Annotated in this window: 18 protein-coding genes; 11 read left to right on the forward strand and 7 right to left on the reverse strand. The window is 42.3% G+C overall.

Annotated features, from left to right (window positions below):
• Positions 1 to 53: 53 nt before the first annotated feature.
• Together rsmC and ACOSVQ_RS15540 are read right to left on the reverse strand one after the other, a co-directional pair.
• A complete protein-coding gene (gene rsmC / locus ACOSVQ_RS15535; RefSeq protein ID WP_491983412.1) occupies positions 54 to 1,079 on the reverse strand; it encodes a 16S rRNA (guanine(1207)-N(2))-methyltransferase RsmC in 1,026 nt (341 codons plus the stop codon).
• A 121-nt stretch (positions 1,080 to 1,200) separates the two neighbouring features.
• The gene (locus ACOSVQ_RS15540; RefSeq protein ID WP_491983413.1) at positions 1,201 to 2,286 is read right to left on the reverse strand and encodes an AI-2E family transporter; all 1,086 of its coding nucleotides are present in this window, start codon (positions 2,284 to 2,286) and stop codon (positions 1,201 to 1,203) included.
• A gap of 37 nt (positions 2,287 to 2,323) precedes the next feature.
• Here ACOSVQ_RS15540 and ACOSVQ_RS15545 point away from each other — a divergent pair, with 37 nt between their 5' ends.
• Positions 2,324 to 2,482 carry a hypothetical protein gene (locus tag ACOSVQ_RS15545; protein ID WP_491983415.1) on the forward strand — a complete coding sequence of 53 codons (159 nt, stop codon included), beginning with the start codon at positions 2,324 to 2,326 and terminating at the stop codon, positions 2,480 to 2,482.
• A gap of 100 nt (positions 2,483 to 2,582) precedes the next feature.
• Here the strand turns inward: ACOSVQ_RS15545 and hemL are convergent, their stop codons facing one another.
• On the reverse strand, positions 2,583 to 3,878 hold the full coding sequence (hemL, locus tag ACOSVQ_RS15550) for a glutamate-1-semialdehyde 2,1-aminomutase (protein WP_491983416.1): 1,296 nt from the start codon (positions 3,876 to 3,878) through the stop codon (positions 2,583 to 2,585).
• Between the two features lie 292 nt (positions 3,879 to 4,170).
• Here hemL and erpA point away from each other — a divergent pair, with 292 nt between their 5' ends.
• From erpA to ACOSVQ_RS15565, 3 genes are all read left to right on the forward strand, one after another.
• On the forward strand, positions 4,171 to 4,512 hold the full coding sequence (gene erpA / locus ACOSVQ_RS15555; RefSeq protein WP_020332030.1) for an iron-sulfur cluster insertion protein ErpA: 342 nt from the start codon (positions 4,171 to 4,173) through the stop codon (positions 4,510 to 4,512).
• A 102-nt stretch (positions 4,513 to 4,614) separates the two neighbouring features.
• Positions 4,615 to 5,748: an efflux RND transporter periplasmic adaptor subunit gene (locus ACOSVQ_RS15560; RefSeq protein ID WP_491983417.1), complete on the forward strand. Its 1,134-nt coding sequence runs from the start codon at positions 4,615 to 4,617 to the stop codon at positions 5,746 to 5,748.
• A gap of 8 nt (positions 5,749 to 5,756) precedes the next feature.
• A complete protein-coding gene (locus ACOSVQ_RS15565; RefSeq protein ID WP_491983418.1) occupies positions 5,757 to 8,846 on the forward strand; it encodes an efflux RND transporter permease subunit in 3,090 nt (1,029 codons plus the stop codon).
• Between the two features lie 102 nt (positions 8,847 to 8,948).
• Here ACOSVQ_RS15565 and shyC read toward each other — a convergent pair whose 3' ends face one another.
• Positions 8,949 to 10,238, reverse strand: a complete 1,290-nt coding sequence (gene shyC, locus ACOSVQ_RS15570) for a peptidoglycan DD-endopeptidase ShyC (RefSeq protein ID WP_491983419.1) — start codon at positions 10,236 to 10,238, stop codon at positions 8,949 to 8,951.
• A 131-nt stretch (positions 10,239 to 10,369) separates the two neighbouring features.
• On the opposite strand from shyC, the gene tyrS reads away from it, so the two are divergent.
• A complete protein-coding gene (tyrS, locus tag ACOSVQ_RS15575) occupies positions 10,370 to 11,557 on the forward strand; it encodes a tyrosine--tRNA ligase (protein WP_491983420.1) in 1,188 nt (395 codons plus the stop codon).
• Positions 11,558 to 11,629: 72 nt separating this feature from the next.
• Here the strand turns inward: tyrS and dacB are convergent, their stop codons facing one another.
• Complete coding sequence (dacB, locus tag ACOSVQ_RS15580) at positions 11,630 to 13,069, reverse strand: serine-type D-Ala-D-Ala carboxypeptidase (protein WP_491983421.1); 1,440 nt, start codon at positions 13,067 to 13,069, stop codon at positions 11,630 to 11,632.
• A gap of 521 nt (positions 13,070 to 13,590) precedes the next feature.
• Here dacB and ACOSVQ_RS15585 point away from each other — a divergent pair.
• Positions 13,591 to 14,574, forward strand: a complete 984-nt coding sequence (locus ACOSVQ_RS15585) for a porin (protein WP_491983423.1) — start codon at positions 13,591 to 13,593, stop codon at positions 14,572 to 14,574.
• A 62-nt stretch (positions 14,575 to 14,636) separates the two neighbouring features.
• On the opposite strand, the gene ACOSVQ_RS15590 is transcribed toward ACOSVQ_RS15585, so the two are convergent.
• Positions 14,637 to 15,638 carry a porin gene (locus ACOSVQ_RS15590; RefSeq protein WP_491983424.1) on the reverse strand — a complete coding sequence of 334 codons (1,002 nt, stop codon included), beginning with the start codon at positions 15,636 to 15,638 and terminating at the stop codon, positions 14,637 to 14,639.
• A gap of 563 nt (positions 15,639 to 16,201) precedes the next feature.
• On the opposite strand from ACOSVQ_RS15590, the gene greA reads away from it, so the two are divergent.
• Positions 16,202 to 16,675 (forward strand): transcription elongation factor GreA, encoded by a 474-nt coding sequence (gene greA, locus ACOSVQ_RS15595; RefSeq protein WP_491983425.1) that lies wholly within the window; start codon positions 16,202 to 16,204, stop codon positions 16,673 to 16,675.
• A gap of 96 nt (positions 16,676 to 16,771) precedes the next feature.
• On the opposite strand, the gene yhbY is transcribed toward greA, so the two are convergent.
• Positions 16,772 to 17,068, reverse strand: coding sequence for a ribosome assembly RNA-binding protein YhbY (gene yhbY, locus ACOSVQ_RS15600; protein WP_042484407.1), 297 nt, complete (start codon positions 17,066 to 17,068; stop codon positions 16,772 to 16,774).
• A gap of 119 nt (positions 17,069 to 17,187) precedes the next feature.
• Here yhbY and rlmE point away from each other — a divergent pair, with 119 nt between their 5' ends.
• The 4 genes from rlmE (at position 17,188) to glmM (ending at position 22,182) form a co-directional block, all read left to right on the forward strand.
• On the forward strand, positions 17,188 to 17,817 hold the full coding sequence (gene rlmE / locus ACOSVQ_RS15605; RefSeq protein WP_165310360.1) for a 23S rRNA (uridine(2552)-2'-O)-methyltransferase RlmE: 630 nt from the start codon (positions 17,188 to 17,190) through the stop codon (positions 17,815 to 17,817).
• A gap of 99 nt (positions 17,818 to 17,916) precedes the next feature.
• Positions 17,917 to 19,884, forward strand: a complete 1,968-nt coding sequence (ftsH, locus tag ACOSVQ_RS15610; RefSeq protein WP_491983426.1) for an ATP-dependent zinc metalloprotease FtsH — start codon at positions 17,917 to 17,919, stop codon at positions 19,882 to 19,884.
• A gap of 86 nt (positions 19,885 to 19,970) precedes the next feature.
• Positions 19,971 to 20,804 (forward strand): dihydropteroate synthase, encoded by an 834-nt coding sequence (gene folP, locus ACOSVQ_RS15615; RefSeq protein ID WP_491983428.1) that lies wholly within the window; start codon positions 19,971 to 19,973, stop codon positions 20,802 to 20,804.
• Between the two features lie 37 nt (positions 20,805 to 20,841).
• On the forward strand, positions 20,842 to 22,182 hold the full coding sequence (gene glmM, locus ACOSVQ_RS15620) for a phosphoglucosamine mutase (RefSeq protein WP_491983429.1): 1,341 nt from the start codon (positions 20,842 to 20,844) through the stop codon (positions 22,180 to 22,182).
• Positions 22,183 to 22,198: the final 16 nt, after the last annotated feature.

Raw genomic sequence — 22,198 nt, forward strand, 5'->3', positions numbered from 1 at the left:
TCCCACTTAAATCGTGGTCATAGGCTCACTTTTAGTTAATTTGTAACCAAATGTTAGGCTTTTTTAGCGTGATAAATAGCAAATTTACTGGTCTTATTTAACGTCTCGCAATTACCTAGTGATTGCTCAATAATTGGAGGGTATTTCAAGAAACTATTGGCAACAACGAACAGTTCACCGCCAGAGCGTAAATGACTTGGTGACTTTTCCAAAAGCGTTTCAGTTGCATTGTAGCTAGTATCTAAACCTGCATGGAAAGGTGGATTTGTGACAATGAAATTGTAGTCAGTCGCAGTATCTGAATAGATGTCTGACGCAAAGACACGACCAGATAGACTGTTTGCCTTTAGGGTTTCTTCGCTTGAGCGGACGGCTAGCGCACTGATGTCACACATTTCTAGCGATATATCACTATTGAGCTTCGCCATCACACAACCTAGCACACCTGCGCCACAGCCAAAATCAAGAACCTTGCCCTCTAGATTTGGCAAAGTGTCTAAAAGTAGTCGACTACCTAGGTCAAATTCACCGTGGCTAAATACGCCTGGTAAGCTGCGAATGGTGAGTTCATGTTGTTGATATTGAACAGAATAAGATTTAAACCATTCGTCGATTTGAAAAGCTTTTGGTTGTTCTAAACATTGTCCCCAATAAAATGAACAGCGACGGGCTGAGTCGAATTTTGTTATTCTGCCGTAGTTTTCAAACATCTTTTCAATGCTTTTAACACCAGATCTGTTTTCACCAACAACGACGATTTCTGTATTTACACCAAGTTTCGCCATCAACATAGCAAGCAGATATTCCGCTTCCATTTTTGCTTTAGGCCAGTACAACAGCACCATATCAGCATCAATGTCATGTTCAAGTTCAGCACCAAAATGGACGCTAATCGCTGATTTTGATTCAAGTTGGCGATAGTAACCATAGTTGGTCGTGAACACAGAAACAGAAGCGCAGTGTTTAGCGAGTTCGACAGGAAACAGATCTTCCGCCTCTCCGGCAACAAGTACTTTCTTGTTTTCAAAGTACGCAAGTTGACGCAGAGCGATCTGGCTTGGGGTAATGTAGTTAGACATTTAGAGCCTGTGGTTTATTTAGTGCTTAGGGTTTATTTAAAATCTAGGTTTTTTGGTTCAATGAAGCTAGGTTCAATTTTGGAGCCGATTCTCGCATAGTCGGCTCCAAGCATGAAGCTTTTTAGCTGTTGTCTTGACTGTCTAAGAAGTTGTGGAACTCTTCTTCGTAAATATTAAACAGCACAATTGCGATAGCGAAAATCAGTGGACCGTAGATAAGGCCAATCAAACCAAACAATTGGATACCACCAAGTAGTGAGAAGAAAATCATCAAGGTGTTCATGCCAGCACTGCCTTGCATCAGGAATGGTCTGAGTAGGTTATCAATCGAACCCACAACAGCGACGCTCCAAACAACAAGGAAAATTGCCCACGTTGTATCGCCAGTCAAGAATAAATAGGTTGCGGTTGGAATCCAGATAAGTGCTGTACCAACAACGGGAATGAACGATGCAAAGCCCATCATCGTTCCCCAGAATAGTCCCGGAAAACCAGCTAACCACATACCTATACCGCCAGCGATACCTTGTGCGATAGCCGTTAAGAAAGATCCCATCACTGCCGATTTAGAGACATTTTCAATCTCATCCAACAAACGATCTTCTTGGCTGCGAGACAAAGGTAATATATGACGAATAGATGAGATGATTTTTTCTCTGTCTCTTAGTAGGAAGAACAGGACAAATAACATCAAAAAGAAGCTCATAATGAAGTTAGTTGCATCACCTAAAATCTTGGCACTGATGCCGACTAAGTTTGTGCCAAAACTTGTCGCAAATTGAGCGACTTTTTGTGCGATTTGTTGGGGATTAATTCCGTCGAAAGGTAAATACTGATTTGCTAGTGCTAGACCTTTCACCACTAATGGATGGTTGAACAGAGTTTGAATGCCGCCATGCGTTACCCATTGATAGACGTTTTGGGAAAACTTAGAGCCTTGCTGAACGATAGCTGCAAAGACAAAAAGCAGCGGAATGACGATGATAAACGTCAGAATAATGCAGGATAACAAGGATGAAATGTTTTTATGGGTTGGCATCATATTGTCCAACTTCTCATGCAGCGGAAACATGAGCATGGAAATAATAAATGCCATCACAATCGAATTGATATAGGGTTCTACTAGTAAGTAACAGGCGAAACCAGCGACTAGCAGGGCAATAACAAGAACCCAATGACTGGATGAAATTTTGATTTTTTCTGGCACTTTTGGCTGTCCTTGGAATCAAATAAGTATGTTTATAATGGCTGTAATTCAGTCGGTTAGCAATGAAGAGGGTATTATGGGATGTTGCAATGATGAGAAGTGTTGCGAAAGTAAGAATGCAAAACGTCGCAAATTTTCATGGATTGGCGCTGTTACAGTCATTATCGTGGTGTTAGTTGTCACTAACTGGAAATAAATAAGGCTGCTCAGCGCAGCCTTATGAAACTCAGTTGTTTTTATAAAACTAAGTTGCTCTTATAAAACTTAGTCGTTCTTATAAAAGATAGTCGTCAACGTTATTTCGCTTCAGCAGCGATAATCGCTAAACATTGATCCGCAGCTTCAAGTGTCGCTTCGATTTCTCTTGAACCGTGAGCTAGAGAAGTAAAGCTTGCTTCAAATGCAGATGGAGCAAGGTACACGCCTTTGTCCAACATTAAGTGGAAGAAGCGCTTAAAGCGTTCGACATCACACTTAGTCACATCTTCGTAGCAAGTAATGCTTTCTTGCTCAGTGAAGAAGAAACCAAACATGCCACCCACTTGGTTTACTACCATTGGCACACCGTGTTTGTCTGCTAGGTACTTAAAGCCATCTGCCAATTGTTTTGTTTTAGCCGCTAGGCGTTTCTCGTTACCTTCTTCTTTCAACAGAGTCAGACACGCTAAACCAGCCGCCATAGCAACAGGGTTACCAGACAAAGTACCTGCTTGGTATACCGGACCCGTTGGAGCGATGAATTGCATGACATCTTTACGGCCACCAAATGCACCAACAGGCATGCCACCACCAATGATTTTACCTAGAGTTGTTAAGTCTGGTTTGATGTTGTAGTGAGCTTGAGCTCCGCCAAGTGCTACGCGGAAACCTGTCATTACTTCATCAAAAATCAGCAGTGCGCCTTCTTGGTCACAAATTTCACGCAGACCTTCATGGAAACCTTCAACCGGTGGAATACAGTTCATGTTGCCCGCGACAGGTTCAACGATGATACATGCAATTTCACCTTTGTTTGCTGTAAACAATTCACGCACAGATTCAAGGTCATTGAAGCGAGCGGTTAATGTGTGTTTTGCAAAATCAGCGGGTACACCTGGAGAGCTTGGCTGACCTAAAGTTAGAGCGCCAGAGCCAGCTTTAACTAATAAGCTGTCTGCATGACCGTGGTAACAACCTTCGAACTTGATGATTTTGTCACGACCAGTAAAACCACGAGCAAGACGAATGGCGCTCATGGTTGCTTCTGTACCAGAACTCACCATACGTAGTTGTTCCATTGAAGGAACGAGCTCAGACACTAACTCAGCCATGGTAATTTCGATTTCAGTCGGAGCACCGAAACTTAAACCACGGTTTGCTGCATTAATTACCGCTTCGCGGATAACAGCATGGTTATGACCAAGGATCATAGGTCCCCACGAACCTACGTAATCAATATATGCTTTTCCATCAGCATCAAAGATAAATGCGCCGTCTGCTCGCTCAATAAAAATAGGAGAGCCACCAACGCCGTTAAATGCACGAACTGGAGAGTTAACGCCGCCAGGAATTTTTGATTGAGCTTTGTTATAGAGATCAGCTGATTTGGTCATGGATAGTTCCTCTTTATTATGTCTCGGACCAAGTTGCTGTGCATTGTACGCTTGTGCAGGCAGAGGGGAAACGTTTTAGCTAAATTTCTGACTCTTCTCACTGAGTTGTTCTGCTTGTTCGGCAAAAATGGACACTAGTATCTCTGGAGACATTGAACTTAGTATCGGTGAATACTTGAACGTATAGGTCAGGTATTAGATAATCGCCGCATTATCAAAAAAGAGTCATGTCCATCAGATTGATATCGTGAATAATATCTGGTGTGCATTTACCTGACTGAGAGAGGTCAATGTGAGTGAAGTAAATGTACCGTTATCCTTTTCGGATGCAGCAGCAACACGTGTCAGAGCGTTGATTGCTGAAGAAGAAAACCCAGCACTAAAACTGCGTGTGTATATTACAGGTGGTGGTTGTAGTGGCTTCCAATACGGATTCACATTTGACGAGAATGTAAATGATGGAGACACCACAATTGTGAATAGCGGCGTAACCCTAGTGGTTGACCCTATGAGTCTGCAATATTTGATTGGCGGAGTGGTTGATTATACAGAAGGACTGGAAGGTTCTCGCTTTTTTGTAAACAATCCAAACGCAACAACCACATGTGGTTGCGGTGCATCGTTTAGTGTTTAACTAATGATGCAGAGTGAATTAGCTATGAATGACATCATGGCTGGTTCACTCTCCCTGTATATTTGAGTCGTTGTGCAGGGACATAATTATAAAGGATTGTCCATGTCTCATTTCTCATTGAGAAGTTTACTAGGGGGCGGTTATTTTTCACAAAAGCCCTGGCTCGTTTCTTTCATATTAATCATACTTTTAACCCTCTGGCTGAGTCTTGGTTCTATAAATGCACAAGAACAAGCCCCAGCAAAATCTGCCGATACTATTCCACTTGCTAAAGTGATGTATCAAACCTTTCATGCCGAACCTACTGAAAAAAAAATAGACCTTTATGGTCGCACTGCACCTGACAAACAAGCTCGTTTGTCTGCTGAAATCGCGGGTAAAATTCTTATTACCAAAATTGATAAAGGCGAGAAGGTTACTAAAGGGCAAGTGATCGCTTTGATAGACCAAGGTGATTTACAAGCTCAACTAGAAAGAGCGAAATCCGTGTTATCGGTGAAGCGTCAAGAGTACAAAGCAGCAGAATCACTTAAAAACCGTGGCTTACAAGGTGAGATCGCGTATACCAATGCTCTTGCAGCACTGACTGATGCCCAATCCAGCGTAAAATCGGTTGAGCTACGTCTAGAGCATACTTCCATTGTTGCTCCATTTGATGGTGTCGTCGAAAACTTGTTTATTGAACAAGGTGATTTCGTCGGTGTTGGAGATCCCGTTGCTACTTTGATTGATCTGAAAAGATTGGTGATTGAAGCGAATGTGAGTGAACGTCACATTCAGAGTATTACCAAAGGTCAGCCTGCAACTATCCACTTTATTCAAGGTTCTCAAACAGAGGGAACGGTTCGATATTTATCCCAGCTATCTTCGCCTTCAACCAATACGTTTGCGATTGAAGTGGAAGTGCCGAATCCAAATCAGCTTATTCCTGCAGGGGTTAGTACTCAGGTAGAACTGAGTTTAGAAACGCAAATGGCAGTGAAAATTACTCCAGCGATGCTTGCACTTGATGACCAGGGTAACTTAGGTGTGAAAACGTTAGTTGAAGATACCGTTCATTTTATTCCTATCCAGCTAGTAAAAGCGGAGCAAGATGGTGTTTGGTTAACTGGATTGGGTGAAGAAGTCGACATCATTACACGCGGGCAAGGTTTTGTGCGTGATGGTGATAAGGTCGCCGCTGTTAAACAGATATTAGATAAACAGACATCAAATTTAGAAATCAGTAAGCCTTAGGAGGCGACATGTTTGCGTTAATTGACGCGGCACTGTCGCGTACTCGAACTATGCTCGTGCTACTGGTTTTTATACTGGTAGCCGGTGTACTTACTTATGTCACGATTCCTAAAGAGTCGAGCCCTGATATTACTATTCCAATTATCTACGTTTCTGTTTCACACCAAGGTATTTCTCCGGGAGATGCCGAACGCTTGATCGCACGTCCTTTGGAGCAAGAGTTACGCTCTATTGAAGGCATCAAGGAAATGACGTCCAACTCTTCAGAAGGGCATGCGTCTGTAGTGCTTGAATTTAATGTTGGCGTTGATCTTGATAAAGCGATGGCAGATGTTCGTGATGCGGTTGATTTAGCTAAGCCAAAGTTGCCCGCAGACAGTGATGAACCTACGGTCAATGAGGTTACGCTAGCAAACGCCCAACCGGTTCTTTCTGTAGTGTTATACGGCACTGTGCCTGAACGTGGCATAGTGCAAATTGCCCGTCTGTTGAGAGACAAACTGGAAAGTTTTCGACAAGTGCTTGAAGTCGATATTGCGGGTGATAGAGATGACATCGTGGAGATCATTGTCGATCAACTCCTCATGGAGAGTTATGGACTCGATCAAGGCGATATTTACAACCTGATTGCGTTGAACAACCGCGTTGTTGCTGCTGGCTTTGTTGACACTGGTTATGGTCGCTTCTCGGTTAAAGTACCGTCTGTGTTTGACTCGATAAAAGATGTTTTAGAGCTGCCAGTCAAAGTCGATGGTAAGCAAGTCATCACGTTTGGTGATATCGCAACAGTAAGACGTGCATTTAGAGATCCGAGTTCGTTCGCAAGACTAGATGGAAAATCTGCGATTGTTTTGGATGTTAAAAAGCGTGCGGGTGAGAACATTATTGAAACGGTTGAACTCGTGAAAACCGTGATTCGAGAAGCTCAGAAGCGAGAAGATTGGCCATCAAATCTATTAGTCAAATACACGTGGGATGAATCTCAAGACGTCGAGATGATGCTCAATGACCTTCAAAACAACGTGTTGTCAGCCATCATTCTTGTGGTCATCGTCATCATTGCTGTGTTGGGAGTGCGAACCGCGCTATTGGTCGGTGTGTCTATTCCCGGTTCATTCCTGATCGGTTTGTTATCTCTTTCCGTGTTCGGCTTGACCGTTAACATCATTGTTCTATTCGCGCTGATTATGGCAGTCGGCATGTTGGTGGATGGCGCAATTGTGGTGACTGAATTTGCAGATAGAAGAATGCAAGAAGGAATGCCAAGAGGAGAAGCTTATCGTGATGCCGCTAAACGTATGGCATGGCCGATCACAGCCTCTACTGCGACAACGCTTGCAGCTTTTGCACCGTTGCTGTTTTGGCCTGATGTGACAGGGGAGTTCATGAGGTATCTTCCTCTGACTCTGATCGCTACTTTGACGGCTTCCTTAATCATGGCGATGTTGTTTGTGCCTGTGCTGGGTAGCGTAATGGGACGCCCGCAAAACGTAACAACAGAAGCAAGATCAAACATGGTAGCGCTACATGATGGCGATTTTGATAAAGCGACGGGCATTACCAAGCTTTACTATCAAACATTATCCATAGCCTTACACCATCCTTTAAAGATTCTGTTTAGCGCGATCCTAATGTCTGTCGCCATTGCTTTTGCTTATGTAAAAGCGGGCAATGGAGTAGAGTTTTTCCCAGAAGTCGATCCTCCGTATTTCAATGTGAAAGTGCGTTCTTACGGTGATCTGTCTATTAATGAGAAAGACGTGATCATGCGTGAAATTGAGCAAGTGATGCTTGGGCATGATGAGTTTGAAAGTGTCTATACCCGAACGGGTGGAGATGACGTTATTGGTCAGATTCAGATAAAACCTGTGGACTGGCAATATCGCCGTAAAGTGATGACTATCATTGATGAGCTGAAACAGACTACGGACAAGTTCTCCGGTGTGGAAATCGAGTACAAGTTTCCTGATGCAGGGCCGCCTGTGGAGCATGATGTCGTCATCGAACTTTCTTGTAATAACGCTCAAGAATTAGAGCTTGCGGCGAAAACCGTTCGTCATTGGGCTGACTCGAATGCTGCTTTTACTAATATTAGCGATACTTCCTCAAAACCCGGTATTGACTGGCGAATTGATATTCGTCGTGACGATGCTTCTCGCTTTGCAGCCGATGCTACTTTGGTTGGCAATACGGTTCAGTTTGTCACCAACGGTTTGAAAATTGGTGACTATCTGCCTGATGATGCCAATGAAGAAGTGGACATTTTGGTACGCTATCCTGAAGACAAGCGGGATATAGGTCGTTTTGGTCAGCTACGGGTTAAAACGCCAGCAGGGCTTGTGCCGATTACCAATTTTGCGGAAATTAAGCCTGATCATAAGCAAGATACAATCAAGCGTGTCGATGGACGCCGAATTGTTAACGTGATGGCTGATCTGAATGAAGGCTATAACCTTGCCCTTGAGCTGCCGAAAATTGAACAAGCTTTGGCTGACTTAGGTCTTCCTGCTAGCGTTGAATTTCGAATGAGAGGGCAAAATGAGGAGCAGGAACACTCAGCTGCGTTCTTGGAAAAGGCGTTCTTAGTTGCGCTTGTGGCTATGGCACTGATTCTGGTTACTCAATTTAACAGCTTCTATCAAGCCTTCTTGATCTTGAGTGCGGTGTTGTTCTCAACTGTGGGCGTGTTCGCTGGCTTGTTGATTTTCCAAAAGCCGTTTGGTGTGATTATGTCCGGTATTGGGGTGATATCTCTGGCTGGTATCGTCGTCAACAACAACATCGTGTTAATCGATACTTATAATCAATTGATTAAACGAGGTATGGACAAGAAAGAGGCTATCCTTCGTACTGGTGTTCAGCGTTTACGTCCTGTAATGCTTACGACAATAACCACCATTCTAGGTTTGTTTCCGATGGTGCTTGAAATGAACATTGATCTTATTAATCAAAAGATTGAGTTCGGTGCACCAAGTACTCAGTGGTGGTCACAGCTGGCGACGGCCGTAGCTGGTGGACTTGCGTTTGCAACGGTTCTAACGCTTGTTCTGACGCCGTGCCTATTGATGCTGGGGCGAAACAAGCACAAAGAATCCTGATTGTTTAAAGCTGAATTTTCTAGTGAATTTAAATGGACAAAGGGCTGAGTCATCATACTCAGCCCTTTTTAACTTAAAGTTTTAAACTGTAGTGAAAGTAGATTAGTTGGCGTAGAGAAGCTGACTGTATCTATCTAAACGTTGCAATCTAATTTCTGCGTTAGCAATGAAGCTTTGCTTCGCTTTGCCTGTTAAAGATTGTGATTGCGGTAGCGATACAGTGCGCGGGTTTTTATGAACACCATTAACTAAGAATTCGTAATGCAAATGAGCGCCTGTAACTCGGCCTGTTCTTCCTAAAGTACCAATCACTTGTCCCTGCTTAACTCTTTGACCAGTCTTCACGGTTCGTTTAGTTAAATGCAAGTACTTAGTGATGTATGTATTGCTGTGGCGAATGAAAACATAGTTGCCGTTGAATTGGTTGTAGCTTGATTTTTCAACCACACCGTCACCCGCAGCCCAAATAGGAGTGCCGATTGGTGCTACATAATCCGTACCTCGGTGCGCTTTAACTTGGCCTGTAACTGGATGGAGTCTGCTAGGGTTGAAGTTAGAAGAAACGCGACGGAAGTCTAGAGGGGAGCGCAAAAACGCTTTTTTCATTGCTCGCCCGTTTGGATCGTAATAGTTACCTGTATCGTCATCGAGCACAGCGGTAAAGTTAGTACCTTGGTTAATGAAGGTTGCTGCGATGATATTGCCGCGTCCGACTACTTCACCTTCTACTATCTTCTCTTGATACAAAAGTTTGAAGCTATCTCCTGAACGAATGTCGAGAGCAAAGTCGATATCCCAACCGAATATCCCCGCTAGTTCCATGATTTGGTTTGCGCTTAGACCAGCTGATATCGCAGCGTTCCAGAAGTTGGAAGTGATTTCAGCCTCAGCATAATTGTACTGGTAGAAGACTTCTTTCTTATCTAATTCTGAGATATAGCCATCTTCGGATTGAGTGACTACAAACGTCTCGTAAGCGCTGAGGTTACGTTTCAGTTGAATCAGTTCATTTTGTTCATTAAAGCCGAACTGGATTTCATCACCGGGACGCAGTCGACTGAGCTGATCATTAATGTCGTCATTACTTGATGTTAGGTTATATAACTGCCTAGCGCTGAGTCCAATACGTTGAAACAAAACGGCAGCGCTTTCTCCAGAACGAACCTTATGTTTTTCCCAGCGTAAGATAGCCGTAGGAAGAATGGTTGTACCAGGAGACAGGGCTTCGCTGTTAATAGCAAGCGGGTAGTGACGGCCAATTTCTAATTTTTCAGGATTTTTTTTCAACGACTCAGGGCTAGGTAAAAATAACAGCGCAAATACGATGAGCGCGCTGCACAAAGCGATTAAAGTACGATGAATCCATGGAAGACGAGTGAAAATAGAAAGCATACTCGGGGGTCATTCAGTTAATAATTAATAAAATATCCAGTTCCGTAGTCTAACTGGTTTCAAAATGCATCGCTATTCAAGTAAGATGTCGAACTATTAAATTTTTGCCAAATCTGTGGGAGTGAACAAGAATGGCGAGTATTGAAGCGGCTTTAGCTGAAATTAAACGTGGTGTTGAGGAACTGATTCCTGAAGAAGAGCTGATTGCTAAGCTTAAAGAAGGCCGTCCTTTACGTATCAAATTAGGTGCCGATCCAACTGCGCCAGATATTCATTTAGGTCACACTGTGATTCTGAATAAATTACGTACTTTCCAAGACTTAGGTCATGATGTTACTTTCCTTATCGGTGACTTTACAGGTATGGTTGGTGACCCAACAGGTAAAAATACCACTCGTCCACCTCTAACACGCGAAGATGTGTTACGTAATGCGGAAACGTATAAGCAGCAAGTATTTAAGATCCTAGATCCAGCTAAAACCAAAATTCAGTTTAACTCTGAGTGGTTATCAGAGCTTGGTGCTGAAGGTATGATTCGTCTAGCTGCAAATCAAACTGTTGCTCGTATGTTAGAGCGTGATGACTTTAAAAAGCGTTACGCGGGTGGTCAGCCAATTGCTATTCATGAGTTCATGTACCCACTCCTACAAGGTTATGACTCAGTGGCTATGGAAACTGACGTTGAGCTTGGTGGTACTGACCAAAAATTCAACCTATTGATGGGTCGTGAGCTGCAAAAGTCGAATGGCCAAAAACCTCAAGTTGTGTTGATGATGCCATTATTGGTTGGTTTAGACGGTGAGAAGAAAATGTCTAAATCAGCACATAACTACATTGGTGTTAGTGAGTCTCCAAGTGAAATGTTCGGCAAGATCATGTCCATCTCTGATGATCTAATGTGGAGCTACTACGAGCTATTGTCATTCCGTCCTCTTGCTGAGTTAGAACAGCTCAAATCAGACGTCGCGAATGGTGCAAACCCACGTGATGCTAAGATTCTTTTGGCTAAAGAGATTATTGCTCGCTTCCACACTGATGCTGACGCTGATGCTGCTGAGCAAGAATTTATCAACCGTTTCCAAAAAGGTGCGATGCCAGAAGAGATGCCAGAGTTTGAATTTGAAGCCGGTATTGCAATCTCTAACCTACTTAAAGAGGCGGATCTTGTAAGCTCTACATCAGATGCAATGCGTATGATCAAGCAAGGTGCAGCTAAACAAGACGGCGAGAAAATCGAAGATGCTAAGTTAGTTCCTGCAGCTGGTACTTATGTTTACCAAGTCGGTAAGCGTAAGTTCGCTCGTGTAACAGTGAAATAATTTACTGTTTATTGAACGTCAAAAAGCGCCTAGTGGCGCTTTTTGTCTTTATAAATTAGCCTGTAGAGGTAGTTAATTGCTAAGTTCAATCACTTGGCGGTAGAAGCTTTTTTCAAATGTGACCAGAGGCGCTTCAATCGGTACGTCATTTTCTACTTCCGGTGGGAAGTAATCTGTAACGAATTGAATGAAAACCGAACTTGGTTTGCCATTTTTATCTAAACCATACCCCGCCATATTATGTGTTCCATATAGCGATCCACTTTTTGCTTTAATTTTTCCTTTCACAGAATCATCACGCATGCTGCGACGATACTGAAGCGTACCTGATTCGCCAGAACTTGGTAGCAAGTTAATTATTCCCAAACTGCTGTCATTGTTCCAAATGTAATACAGGATCTTGAGCATGCTGGATGCCTGAATACGGTTGTTGCGAGATAAGCCCGAGCCGTCAACAAGTTGGTCTTCTTTTAATGATATTCCTGTTTTACTAGCAATCACCTCTTTAATTGCTTCTGTTCCGTTGTTAAAACTGCCAGCTTGTTGGTAAAAATGTTTGCCTATGGTTTTAGTTAACGTGTCTGCTATCAGGTTATCTGAATCTTTAAGCATGGTATCTAATAATGCGCTCAGAGGTTCAGACTGATGAGACGCTAGAAGAGTGCCTTCTTTAGGCATCTTTCCTATTTTTATCTCGCCTTTTAGCTCAATACCTAATTGATTTAATAGCTTATACACAACTCTATGGGCGTACAGTTCGGTATTTTGAACAGCAAATTTTAGAGGAAGAGGTTTCGTTCTCTGTGTCAGGCATCCTGATAACTGATAGTGGTTTTCCTGAGTAGGATAGAGCTCTAAATCGCAGTGTTGCTGTTTCTGTTGTTCTTCTGTTAGAGACTCTGCGTTAGTCATTACGTAGACAGGGTATTGCTCTGGTACATAGACTCGGGTTTTACCATTTTTTTCAGTATAGATGGACGATTGAATGCAGTTCCCATCGATATTAATGGCACTTGCGGGGGCGCTATAGCAAACGCCAACAATATCCCAAGGCCAGCCTACCGCTTTGTCATATCCAGTAAATGCGCTGTTATCTAGCCAGAGGTCGCCTCTAATGACTCCTGAGTTTTTAGATTTTAGGTGGCTGAGTAACTGTTTGATACTGTCAGTTGTTAAAGTTGGGTCACCTGAAAAAATAAGAGAATAGTTACTTCCAGATTGAGTGAGACTTGTCTGAAAACGAAACTCATCACCAAGCTCCAGCTTAGCTGCTAGAGCCGTCACTATCTTTAGAGTACTGGCCGGTGGAAAGTATTGGGTTGTAGATTGAATTTCAGTATCAATGTTGTCACTGAGCTTTTTGGCGATAAGTGCATAGCGAGTTGCAGGAGGTAGTGTATCGGTGACTTCATTAGCCTGAACTGGAAAAACTGAAGCACAAAGCGTTAATCCCGTAATTGAGGCAAGAACGATTGTTCTGAAGATCTGTTTGGCTAGAAATACACGCTGCATATTGACTACAAAATTGCTCAAAAGTGAAGTCAGTATAATGTGTTAGGCACTAAGTTTCATTGACAGTTTGGGAGAATTATTTGAAACAGATTCGGATAAGTTCGCTTTTTAATCATTCAAAGAAACGTCCTCAATCTTTGCTTTCTTAGGTGTTCGAGCATTAATCAGTATCGTTGATTTGTGGTATTGTGTGATTATTGTCACGTATTTTTGTATGAAGAAATATAAAAAAGCAGCGTTGTTCAGTATAAATCAGGAAAAGATTGATGAAATGCATGCTTTCTCGTTTTTAATAAAATATATAAAAATCATCAGGTTGATTTTTTTTTATTAATAAAAAAACAAAAGTTCCCGCCATTTAGTTCTTTTTACTAGTCTATGCTGTAAGCGCAGAGTTAAATAATTTGTGTGTATCAATTGTTGAGGTTCTTGTGTTGATATCAATCATTCGCAACGGGCTTTGTGTTGATTACTTAAACAAAATACTTAACAGGTTAGGCTAAGTAATAAGGAAATAGGGAATGAACAAAAAAATTATCGCGCTAGCAGTGGCGGCTTTAGTTTCAGGTGCTGCAAATGCGGCTAACATCTACGAAGGTGATGCAACAACATTTGGTGTGTCTGGTGAAATCGACACTTTCTTAAGTAAGTTCGAGTCAGACAATACAGCTGGTCGCGATGTAGATGCAGATCTTTGGGCAAAAATTCAAATTGATGCTACTCATAAGCTTAACGATACAGTTACTGTATTTGGTTCATTTGAAATGGAGAACGGTGAAGGTTACGGTTCTGACGGTAGCAAAGATTTAAAAACAGATGACCTTTATTTTGGCGCAATGTTTGGTGAAAGCTTTGGTATTGCAGTTGGTGAAGTTGGTGACTTTGGTGACTCTTTCAATGCTATTACCATTGATAATACTAACGAAGGTTATGGATTCATGGATGACTTCGTTACGGACTTTGAGTCTAACGGTCATACAATTGCTGCTAAATACGAAGCAAACGGCTTAGTTCTTATTGCTGACACGTACCTTGACGAAAACGAAGATCAAGATGCTGCTTATGGCGTATCTGCGTCATACACAATTGCTGGTTTCAACGTAGGCGCGTCATACCAAGACCATGGTAACCGTGCTAAAGATAGCAATGGTGATTACGTGACCAATGGCGGCGACAACGATGTTTACGGTGTTAAAGTTGGTTATTCAGCGGATGCTTTCTCTGTTGCAGCACATTACGTAGTTGAACAAGTAAACAGTGTTGACACTGATGTTATTGGTGTTGCTGCTGATTACAAATTTGATGCTGCTCGCCTATATGTATCAGGCTTTGTAGCTGATCAAGATAATGCAGCTGAAGATTTCACAGCTTACACAGTAGGTGCTGACTACTCGTTCTCTAACAACCTATTAGGTTTTGTTGAGTACTCTGCTCAAGAGAATTCTGAATATGCTAGCAATACTGATAACTCTTTATACCTAGCAGGCGTTTACTATACGTTCTAAGCTTGTTTTGATAAAACGCCTGCATCAGCAGGCGTTTTTGCATCTAACTATCTAACTTTAGCTTAAAAGTCGTAACGCATACCTAGCACAACTTCGTCTTCAGCTTGAGCTTTTGTTGCTGTACCTTGCGAATATACACCAGTTGTAGCATTTTGAGATGTATATGCATCACCCGCATCAATTAGGTTGAAATTGTAAGATACATAAGCGCGGAAATTAGGTTTAAAGTAGTAGGTTGCATCTACAGCGACGTTATTTGCTGTAGTGTTGTCCCAAGTTTCAGCTTTGTTGTATGTAGTTGTGAATACAGTTTGGCCTAGTGTATAAGCTGCTGCGAATTCATAACCTGTGTAATCTACGTTTGTATCTTTTTCACCATCAGTGAAAGTACCAGCAAAGTAGAAATCAGAAATTGCGTAAGAAGCCGCTAGCATGTACTCATTTTGAGTATCTTGGTCAGCATAGCCAGCACCCACTTTAAAGCCAGTGTCACCAAGTGCATAGATAGCGGATAGAGAGTAACCATCTTCGCTATTATCTGAGTAACCACCATCAGCCGCAGTTGTGCGGTCTGCAAAACGGTAGCTTGCTTTCAGTGAAAGATCTGAGAAAGCACCTTTATATGTGATCATGTTGTCAGTACGGTCAGCGACTGCAATTTTATCTGCCGCTGAGTTACCGTGGAAGGCCATGATATCGGTAAAGTCTGTGATGACACCAAGCGCACCATCATTTTTACCGTAAGTTACTTCACCGAAGTTACCGCCAATACCAGCATATGTATAACGGTTGTCTAGATCAGAACCGTCAGCGTTGTCAGCTGTAGTAAATTCACCTTCGTAGAAACCAACACCGTAAAGGCTGTCAGTAATCATGCTTTTACCAAGGAAGTTTAGACGAACGCGAGATAGGTCATCTGCTTTGCCATCTTTAATTGACAGACGTGCTTCAGCACGACCACCCATAGTAAGAGTATCGCCATTTTTGTTATAAAGTTCGTTAGCGTTAGCGCCTGTTGCCACTGCTGTGCTAGCAACTGTTAAAGCAATTAGAGTCTTTTTCATTTTGTAAATCCTAATTAACTGTCCATTTAGATAGTGTTGCTTTAGTAGTCTGCCCATATCCATAAGTTAAGGTAATCTTCGCTAGTTTTGGCTGTCAGCGATTCTCATATACGTTCAAAGTACAATAGTACAAATGAGTTCGTTAGATACGGTGCTGCTAGATTAAAACTTCAAATCGTGGGTATTGGTTAGTCAAATATTCTGAAAAAATATTGCACACTGTTTTATTTTTGTTTTTATGTTTAAAATTTTGATTTTTAATGATTTATATTTTTTTAATTCATAATCTGTGTGAATGTAAATTCAATATCAAGAGATTCTAAATAGGTGTGACTAATGAACCGTTGGATGAGACATCAATTAGTCGTCGGACTGACTATGCAGCTAAATGATAGGTTTGTGCTCCGAAAGCCAATTCTTGTATCTAAATTTTAATTTGGATGATTTCGGCAGAAAGTTTGTTTACACTTAGCCAAAATACGTTTATCTAATACAGCCTATCTCCCTAGGGATGTTAGGCTGTTTCGTTTTGTCCAAAGATAGCTTTGGCGTAGAGGTATAAAATGGAAAAAGTTCCTATGACAGTACGTGGCGAGAAATTGCTGCGTGATGAACTTGAAAGATTATTGAAATTGCGCCCACAGATTACTCAAGCGATTGCGGAAGCGCGAGAGCTAGGTGACCTAAAAGAGAACGCGGAATATCACGCTGCTCGTGAAGAGCAAGGTATCTGCGAAGCTCAAATCCGTGATATCGAATACAAGCTATCTGTTGCTCAAGTTATCGATGTAACGAAAATGGATAAGACAGGCAAAGTTATTTTTGGCTCAACTGTAACTCTAATTGATGTTGATACTGACGAAGAGAAAACCTATCAGATCGTTGGTGATGATGAAGCAGATATCAAGGCTGGTCGTATTTCTGTTAGTTCACCAATTGCCCGTGGTTTGATCGCTAAAACTGAAGGTGACGAAGTGACAATCGTGACACCTGGTGGCGATAAAGTATTTGAGATTGAACGAGTAGATTACATCTAACCGTCGACCTTATTACTAGCTATAAATACAAAAAGGTCGCTATCGCGACCTTTTTGTAATCTTAAGTAACACTTTTTTAAATACTTAAAACAGTGATTACTTACGAGGAAGTTCAATCTTACGTTGCTCTGACGGACGATACAGAACCAGTACTTTACCAATAACTTGTACTTTTTCTGCTTTAGTCTCACGAACGATCGCGTCAACAATTAGTTGTTTTGTCTCACGATCTTCAGACACCACTTTCACTTTAATTAGTTCGTGGTGGTCAAGCGCAATTTCGATTTCTGCTAGAACAGCTTCAGTCAGCCCGTTAGCGCCCATCAGAACGACTGGGTTTAAATGGTGTGCTAGACCTTTTAGGTGCTGCTTTTGTTTGTTGCTTAGGTTCATTACGCGCCCAAATTTCTTTATTATCAGGGTTGAAAAAAGCTATTTTAACGCCATCTATCATTGAAGACTATATTTTCTACCATACTTTCTCAGATAGACGCTGTTTGATTAGGATTAGAATGAGTAAACAAAAACATTCAGCGAGCTCTGGCCGCTGGTTGAAAGAACATTTCGATGACAAGTATGTGAATGAAGCTAAAAAGAAAGGTTATCGTTCACGTGCTATCTTTAAAATTGAAGAAATTCAAGAGAAAGACAAATTATTGAAGTCCGGAATGACCGTAGTTGACCTGGGTGCTGCTCCTGGTGGGTGGTCTCAATATGCTGTTGGTATTGTTGGTGATAATGGACAAGTGATTGCTTGTGATATTTTACCGATGGACTCAATTGCTGGTGTATCGTTCCTTCAAGGAGATTTCCGAGAAGAAGCTGTATTAGAAGCGCTTTTAGAACGGATTCAGCCGGATATGGTGGATGTCGTAATGTCAGACATGGCACCGAATATGGCGGGTAACCTTTCTGTTGACCAACCTAGGGCGATGTATCTGGTCGAATTAGCATTAGATATGTGTCGACAAGTTCTTGCGCCTAATGGTAGTTTTGTTGTCAAAGTGTTTCAAGGCGAAGGGTTTGACCAATACGTTAAAGATGTCCGAGACATGTTTAAAGTTGTGAAAATTCGTAAACCAGATTCTTCAAGAGCTCGTTCTCGAGAAGTTTATATCGTCGCCACTGGTTACAAAGGTTAACTATTTTACTTGTAATGAGAAAAGTTAACACTATGGCTACAGCCTAGAAACTGTAGTACCCTACCTTTAATTACAACTAGTTATCGAGAGGCTTACACCTTGAGTGACATGGCAAAAAATTTAATTCTGTGGCTTGTAATCGCCGTTGTGTTGATGTCTGTTTTCCAAAGTTTTGGTCCAGGAGACAATAACGGTCGTACCATCGATTACACGACGTTTGTACAAGAAGTTGGCCAAGGCCAGATTCAAGAAGCTCAATTCAATAACAGTGAAATTAGCTTTACTCGTAGAGGCAGCAGTGCACGTTACGTGACCTATATGCCTGTATATGACGAGAAATTGCTTGATGATTTGATTAACCAGAATGTGAAAGTTCAAGGCACTGCTCCAGAAGAGCAAAGCCTACTTGGAACGATTTTCATCTCTTGGTTCCCAATGATTCTGCTCGTAGGTGTGTGGATTTTCTTCATGCGCCAAATGCAAGGCGGCGGTGGCAAAGGTGCAATGTCCTTTGGTAAGAGCAAAGCCCGCATGATGAGCGAAGAGCAAATCAAGACTACATTCGGTGATGTTGCCGGCTGTGATGAAGCGAAAGAAGATGTAAAAGAACTGGTTGATTACCTACGTGATCCAAGCCGATTCCAAAAACTAGGTGGTAAAATTCCAACAGGTGTTTTGATGGTTGGTCCTCCTGGTACAGGTAAAACATTGCTAGCAAAAGCGATAGCTGGTGAAGCAAAAGTACCTTTCTTTACTATCTCAGGTTCTGACTTCGTAGAAATGTTCGTCGGTGTTGGTGCATCTCGTGTGCGTGACATGTTTGAACAAGCGAAAAAAGCAGCCCCTTGTATCATCTTTATCGATGAGATCGATGCTGTAGGTCGCCAACGTGGCGCTGGTGTTGGTGGTGGTCATGATGAACGTGAGCAAACACTGAACCAAATGCTGGTTGAAATGGATGGCTTTGAAGGTAATGAAGGTATCATCGTTATCGCTGCAACTAACCGTCCAGATGTATTAGATCCTGCGCTACTTCGTCCTGGTCGTTTTGACCGTCAAGTGGTTGTTGGTTTACCTGATGTACGTGGTCGTGAACAAATCCTTAAAGTTCACATGCGCAAAGTTCCTCTGGCTGGTGATGTAGAACCATCATTAATCGCTCGTGGTACTCCAGGTTTCTCTGGTGCTGACCTTGCAAACCTTGTAAATGAAGCGGCACTGTTTGCTGCTCGTGGCAACAAACGCAATGTTTCAATGGTTGAGTTTGAACTGGCTAAAGACAAAATCATGATGGGTGCTGAGCGCCGCTCAATGGTTATGTCAGAAGATACCAAAGAGTCAACGGCTTATCATGAAGCTGGTCATGCGATTGTTGGTCGCTTAGTTCCAGAGCATGATCCAGTTTACAAAGTGTCGATTATTCCGCGTGGGCGTGCTCTTGGTGTGACCATGTACTTACCAGAGCAAGACCGTGTAAGTATGTCGAAGCAACATCTAGAGTCGATGATATCAAGTTTGTACGGTGGTCGTCTTGCTGAAGAACTGATTTACGGTGTTGAAAAAGTATCAACAGGTGCGTCAAACGATATCGAACGTGCGACAGATATTGCTCGTAAGATGGTGACTCAATGGGGCTTCTCTGAGAAGTTAGGTCCTATGTTGTACGCTGAAGAAGAGGGCGAAGTGTTCCTTGGTCGTAGCGTGACGCAAACTAAACATATGTCTGATGATACTGCGAAGTTAATTGATGATGAAATTCGTATTATCATTGATCGCAACTACGAGCGAGCTCGCCAAATTCTAATCGACAATATGGATATCATGCACTCTATGAAAGATGCGCTGATGAAATATGAAACGATTGATGCTGGGCAAATCGATGATCTGATGGAGCGTAAATCAGATATTCGTGAACCAGCTGGTTGGGCTGACCAAGCTAAAGCTCAAGATGAGAAAAAAGCAGAAGCGGCTAAAGCAGCTGCAGCTTCTGCTGAAGAGTCAAAGGAAGAACCTAAAGTAGAAGAGACTTCTACTGACTCATCAACTGAGAAAAAAGATTCAGAATAATCTTTCGTTATCACTAAAACCCCGACTAGTTCGGGGTTTTCTGTTTCCGGGTTATGGAAACATGGTTATGGAATCATTTATCGTTTATGAAATTAAAAACAGCAACAAAAGAACTCATTCTTAATCGTCCTCATATCATGGGGATACTCAATACTACGCCGGATTCTTTCTCCGATGGCGGAAGCTATACGTCTATTGAAAATGTTATTGCTCGTGCTAAACAAATGATCGATGCCGGCGTAAGCATTATTGATATTGGTGGGGAGTCAACTAGACCAGGTGCTCCCGAAGTCACTCTTGAGGAAGAGTTACGACGCGTGATTCCTGCAATAAAAGCCATTCGCGAATTTAATCAAGATGTTTGGATTTCTGTTGATACCAGTAAAGCTGAAGTGATGCGTCAATCTATAGAAGCCGGTGCTGATTTAATTAATGATGTTCGCTCGTTGCAAGAGCCTGGAGCCCTTGAAGTGGCAGCAAAGGCTAATGTTCCTGTTTGTATCATGCATATGAAAGGGCAGCCAAAAACGATGCAAATCAACCCTGAATACGATAATGTGCAGCTCGAAGTGGAAAGCTTTCTTCTCGAAAAGCTTGCTGAATGTGAGCGAGCAGGTATTGCACGTGAAAATATCATTCTTGATCCTGGCTTTGGCTTTGGTAAATCAATTGAGCATAACTATCATTTACTCGCCAATTTAGAAAAACTTCATCGATTTGGTTTCCCTATACTTGCTGGTATGTCTCGCAAATCAATGGTGTTTAAACTTCTTGAGAAGAAACCTGCGGAATGTATGGTTGCGAGTGTAACATGCGCAACTATAGCTGCTCTAAAAGGCGCACAAATAATCCGCGTTCATGATGTTGAAGAGACATTGGAAGCGATGAAAATTATTCAAACAATGAATGATAATTTATAAGTCACAAATAGTTATAAGAATAGGCTAAGGAAATATTATGTCTGATGAAAGACGTTATTTTGGTACTGACGGTGTTCGTGGCAAAGTTGGGCAATACCCAATCACTCCCGATTTTGTGCTTAAGCTTGGCTGGGCAGCTGGTCGAGTGTTAGCAAAGCAAGGTACTAAGCAAGTAATCATAGGTAAAGATACACGTATTTCTGGTTACATGTTGGAGTCAGCTCTTGAAGCGGGTCTAGCCGCTGCCGGTTTAAAGGCTGTATTAACAGGGCCAATGCCAACGCCTGCAGTTGCGTATTTAACGCAAACTTTTCGTGCGGAAGCGGGCATCGTTATTTCCGCATCTCACAACCCTTATTATGACAACGGTATTAAGTTCTTTTCATCTGATGGTACTAAGCTGCCTGATGAGGTGGAGTTGGCTATTGAAGCTGAATTGGACAAAGAGATAACCTGTGTTGAATCGGCGTTATTAGGCAAAGCATCACGATTGGTTGACGCAGCAGGGCGTTATATCGAATTCTGCAAAAGTACATTTCCAAACAAATTGAGTTTGGCTGGGCTAAAAATCGTCGTGGATTGCGCACATGGCGCGACGTATCACATTGCTCCAAATGTGTTTAAAGAACTCGGAGCTGAAGTTATTGCGATGGGTATTGAACCGAATGGTACTAATATCAATGACAAAGTAGGTGCAACTGACGTAGCGGCGTTACAAAAACGTGTTGTTGAAGAGCAGGCGCATCTTGGTCTGGCATTTGATGGCGATGGTGACCGCTTAATCATGGTCGATGAGAGTGGTAACAAGGTTGACGGTGACCAAATTGCTTACATCATCGCTCGCGATGCATTACGTCGTGGAGAGCTAAAAGGCGGTGTTGTTGGCACGCTGATGACGAACTTAGGCATGGAAAATGGCTTAAAGCAACTGGGTATCCCATTTGTACGTGCGGCGGTTGGTGACCGTTATGTCATGGAGCAATTATTGGCTAAAGGTTGGAAAATCGGTGCAGAAAATTCAGGTCATATTATTTTGCTTGATAAAGTAACAACCGGTGATGCGATTGTCGCGGCTCTACAAGTTTTAGCTTCAGTCGTTGGTAGCGAAATGTCACTTGGTGAACTTTCTAAAGGTATGACACTTTACCCTCAAGTTCTCGAAAACGTACGCTTTAGTGGTGATTCTAATCCACTTGAAGCTGATGCCGTGATCGCAAGCGTTAAAGAAGTCGAAGCGCAACTAGGCGCAAAAGGGCGTGTCTTACTTCGTAAGTCGGGCACGGAGCCTCTGCTTCGCGTAATGGTTGAAGGTGAAGACGCAGAACTTGTTAAATCCTCAGCTTTAAAAATTGCAGAAGCAGTTAAAGCTAGCTGTTAAGTCTTGTTTTTATTGG

The organism is Vibrio sp. HM8-C (genome assembly GCF_058630515.1).

What these genes read in the sequence shown, in the direction of transcription:
- rsmC (WP_491983412.1), bottom strand. Translation starts at nt 1,079, where the DNA reads ATGTCTAACTACATTACCCCAAGCCAGATCGCTCTGCGTCAACTTGCG.
- ACOSVQ_RS15545 (WP_491983415.1), top strand. Translation starts at nt 2,324, where the DNA reads ATGGCTGTAATTCAGTCGGTTAGCAATGAAGAGGGTATTATGGGATGT.
- hemL (WP_491983416.1), bottom strand. Translation starts at nt 3,878, where the DNA reads ATGACCAAATCAGCTGATCTCTATAACAAAGCTCAATCAAAAATTCCT.
- ACOSVQ_RS15560 (WP_491983417.1), top strand. Translation starts at nt 4,615, where the DNA reads ATGTCTCATTTCTCATTGAGAAGTTTACTAGGGGGCGGTTATTTTTCA.
- ACOSVQ_RS15565 (WP_491983418.1), top strand. Translation starts at nt 5,757, where the DNA reads ATGTTTGCGTTAATTGACGCGGCACTGTCGCGTACTCGAACTATGCTC.
- shyC (WP_491983419.1), bottom strand. Translation starts at nt 10,238, where the DNA reads ATGCTTTCTATTTTCACTCGTCTTCCATGGATTCATCGTACTTTAATC.
- tyrS (WP_491983420.1), top strand. Translation starts at nt 10,370, where the DNA reads ATGGCGAGTATTGAAGCGGCTTTAGCTGAAATTAAACGTGGTGTTGAG.
- dacB (WP_491983421.1), bottom strand. Translation starts at nt 13,069, where the DNA reads ATGCAGCGTGTATTTCTAGCCAAACAGATCTTCAGAACAATCGTTCTT.
- ACOSVQ_RS15585 (WP_491983423.1), top strand. Translation starts at nt 13,591, where the DNA reads ATGAACAAAAAAATTATCGCGCTAGCAGTGGCGGCTTTAGTTTCAGGT.
- ACOSVQ_RS15590 (WP_491983424.1), bottom strand. Translation starts at nt 15,638, where the DNA reads ATGAAAAAGACTCTAATTGCTTTAACAGTTGCTAGCACAGCAGTGGCA.
- greA (WP_491983425.1), top strand. Translation starts at nt 16,202, where the DNA reads ATGGAAAAAGTTCCTATGACAGTACGTGGCGAGAAATTGCTGCGTGAT.
- yhbY (WP_042484407.1), bottom strand. Translation starts at nt 17,068, where the DNA reads ATGAACCTAAGCAACAAACAAAAGCAGCACCTAAAAGGTCTAGCACAC.
- rlmE (WP_165310360.1), top strand. Translation starts at nt 17,188, where the DNA reads ATGAGTAAACAAAAACATTCAGCGAGCTCTGGCCGCTGGTTGAAAGAA.
- folP (WP_491983428.1), top strand. Translation starts at nt 19,971, where the DNA reads ATGAAATTAAAAACAGCAACAAAAGAACTCATTCTTAATCGTCCTCAT.
- glmM (WP_491983429.1), top strand. Translation starts at nt 20,842, where the DNA reads ATGTCTGATGAAAGACGTTATTTTGGTACTGACGGTGTTCGTGGCAAA.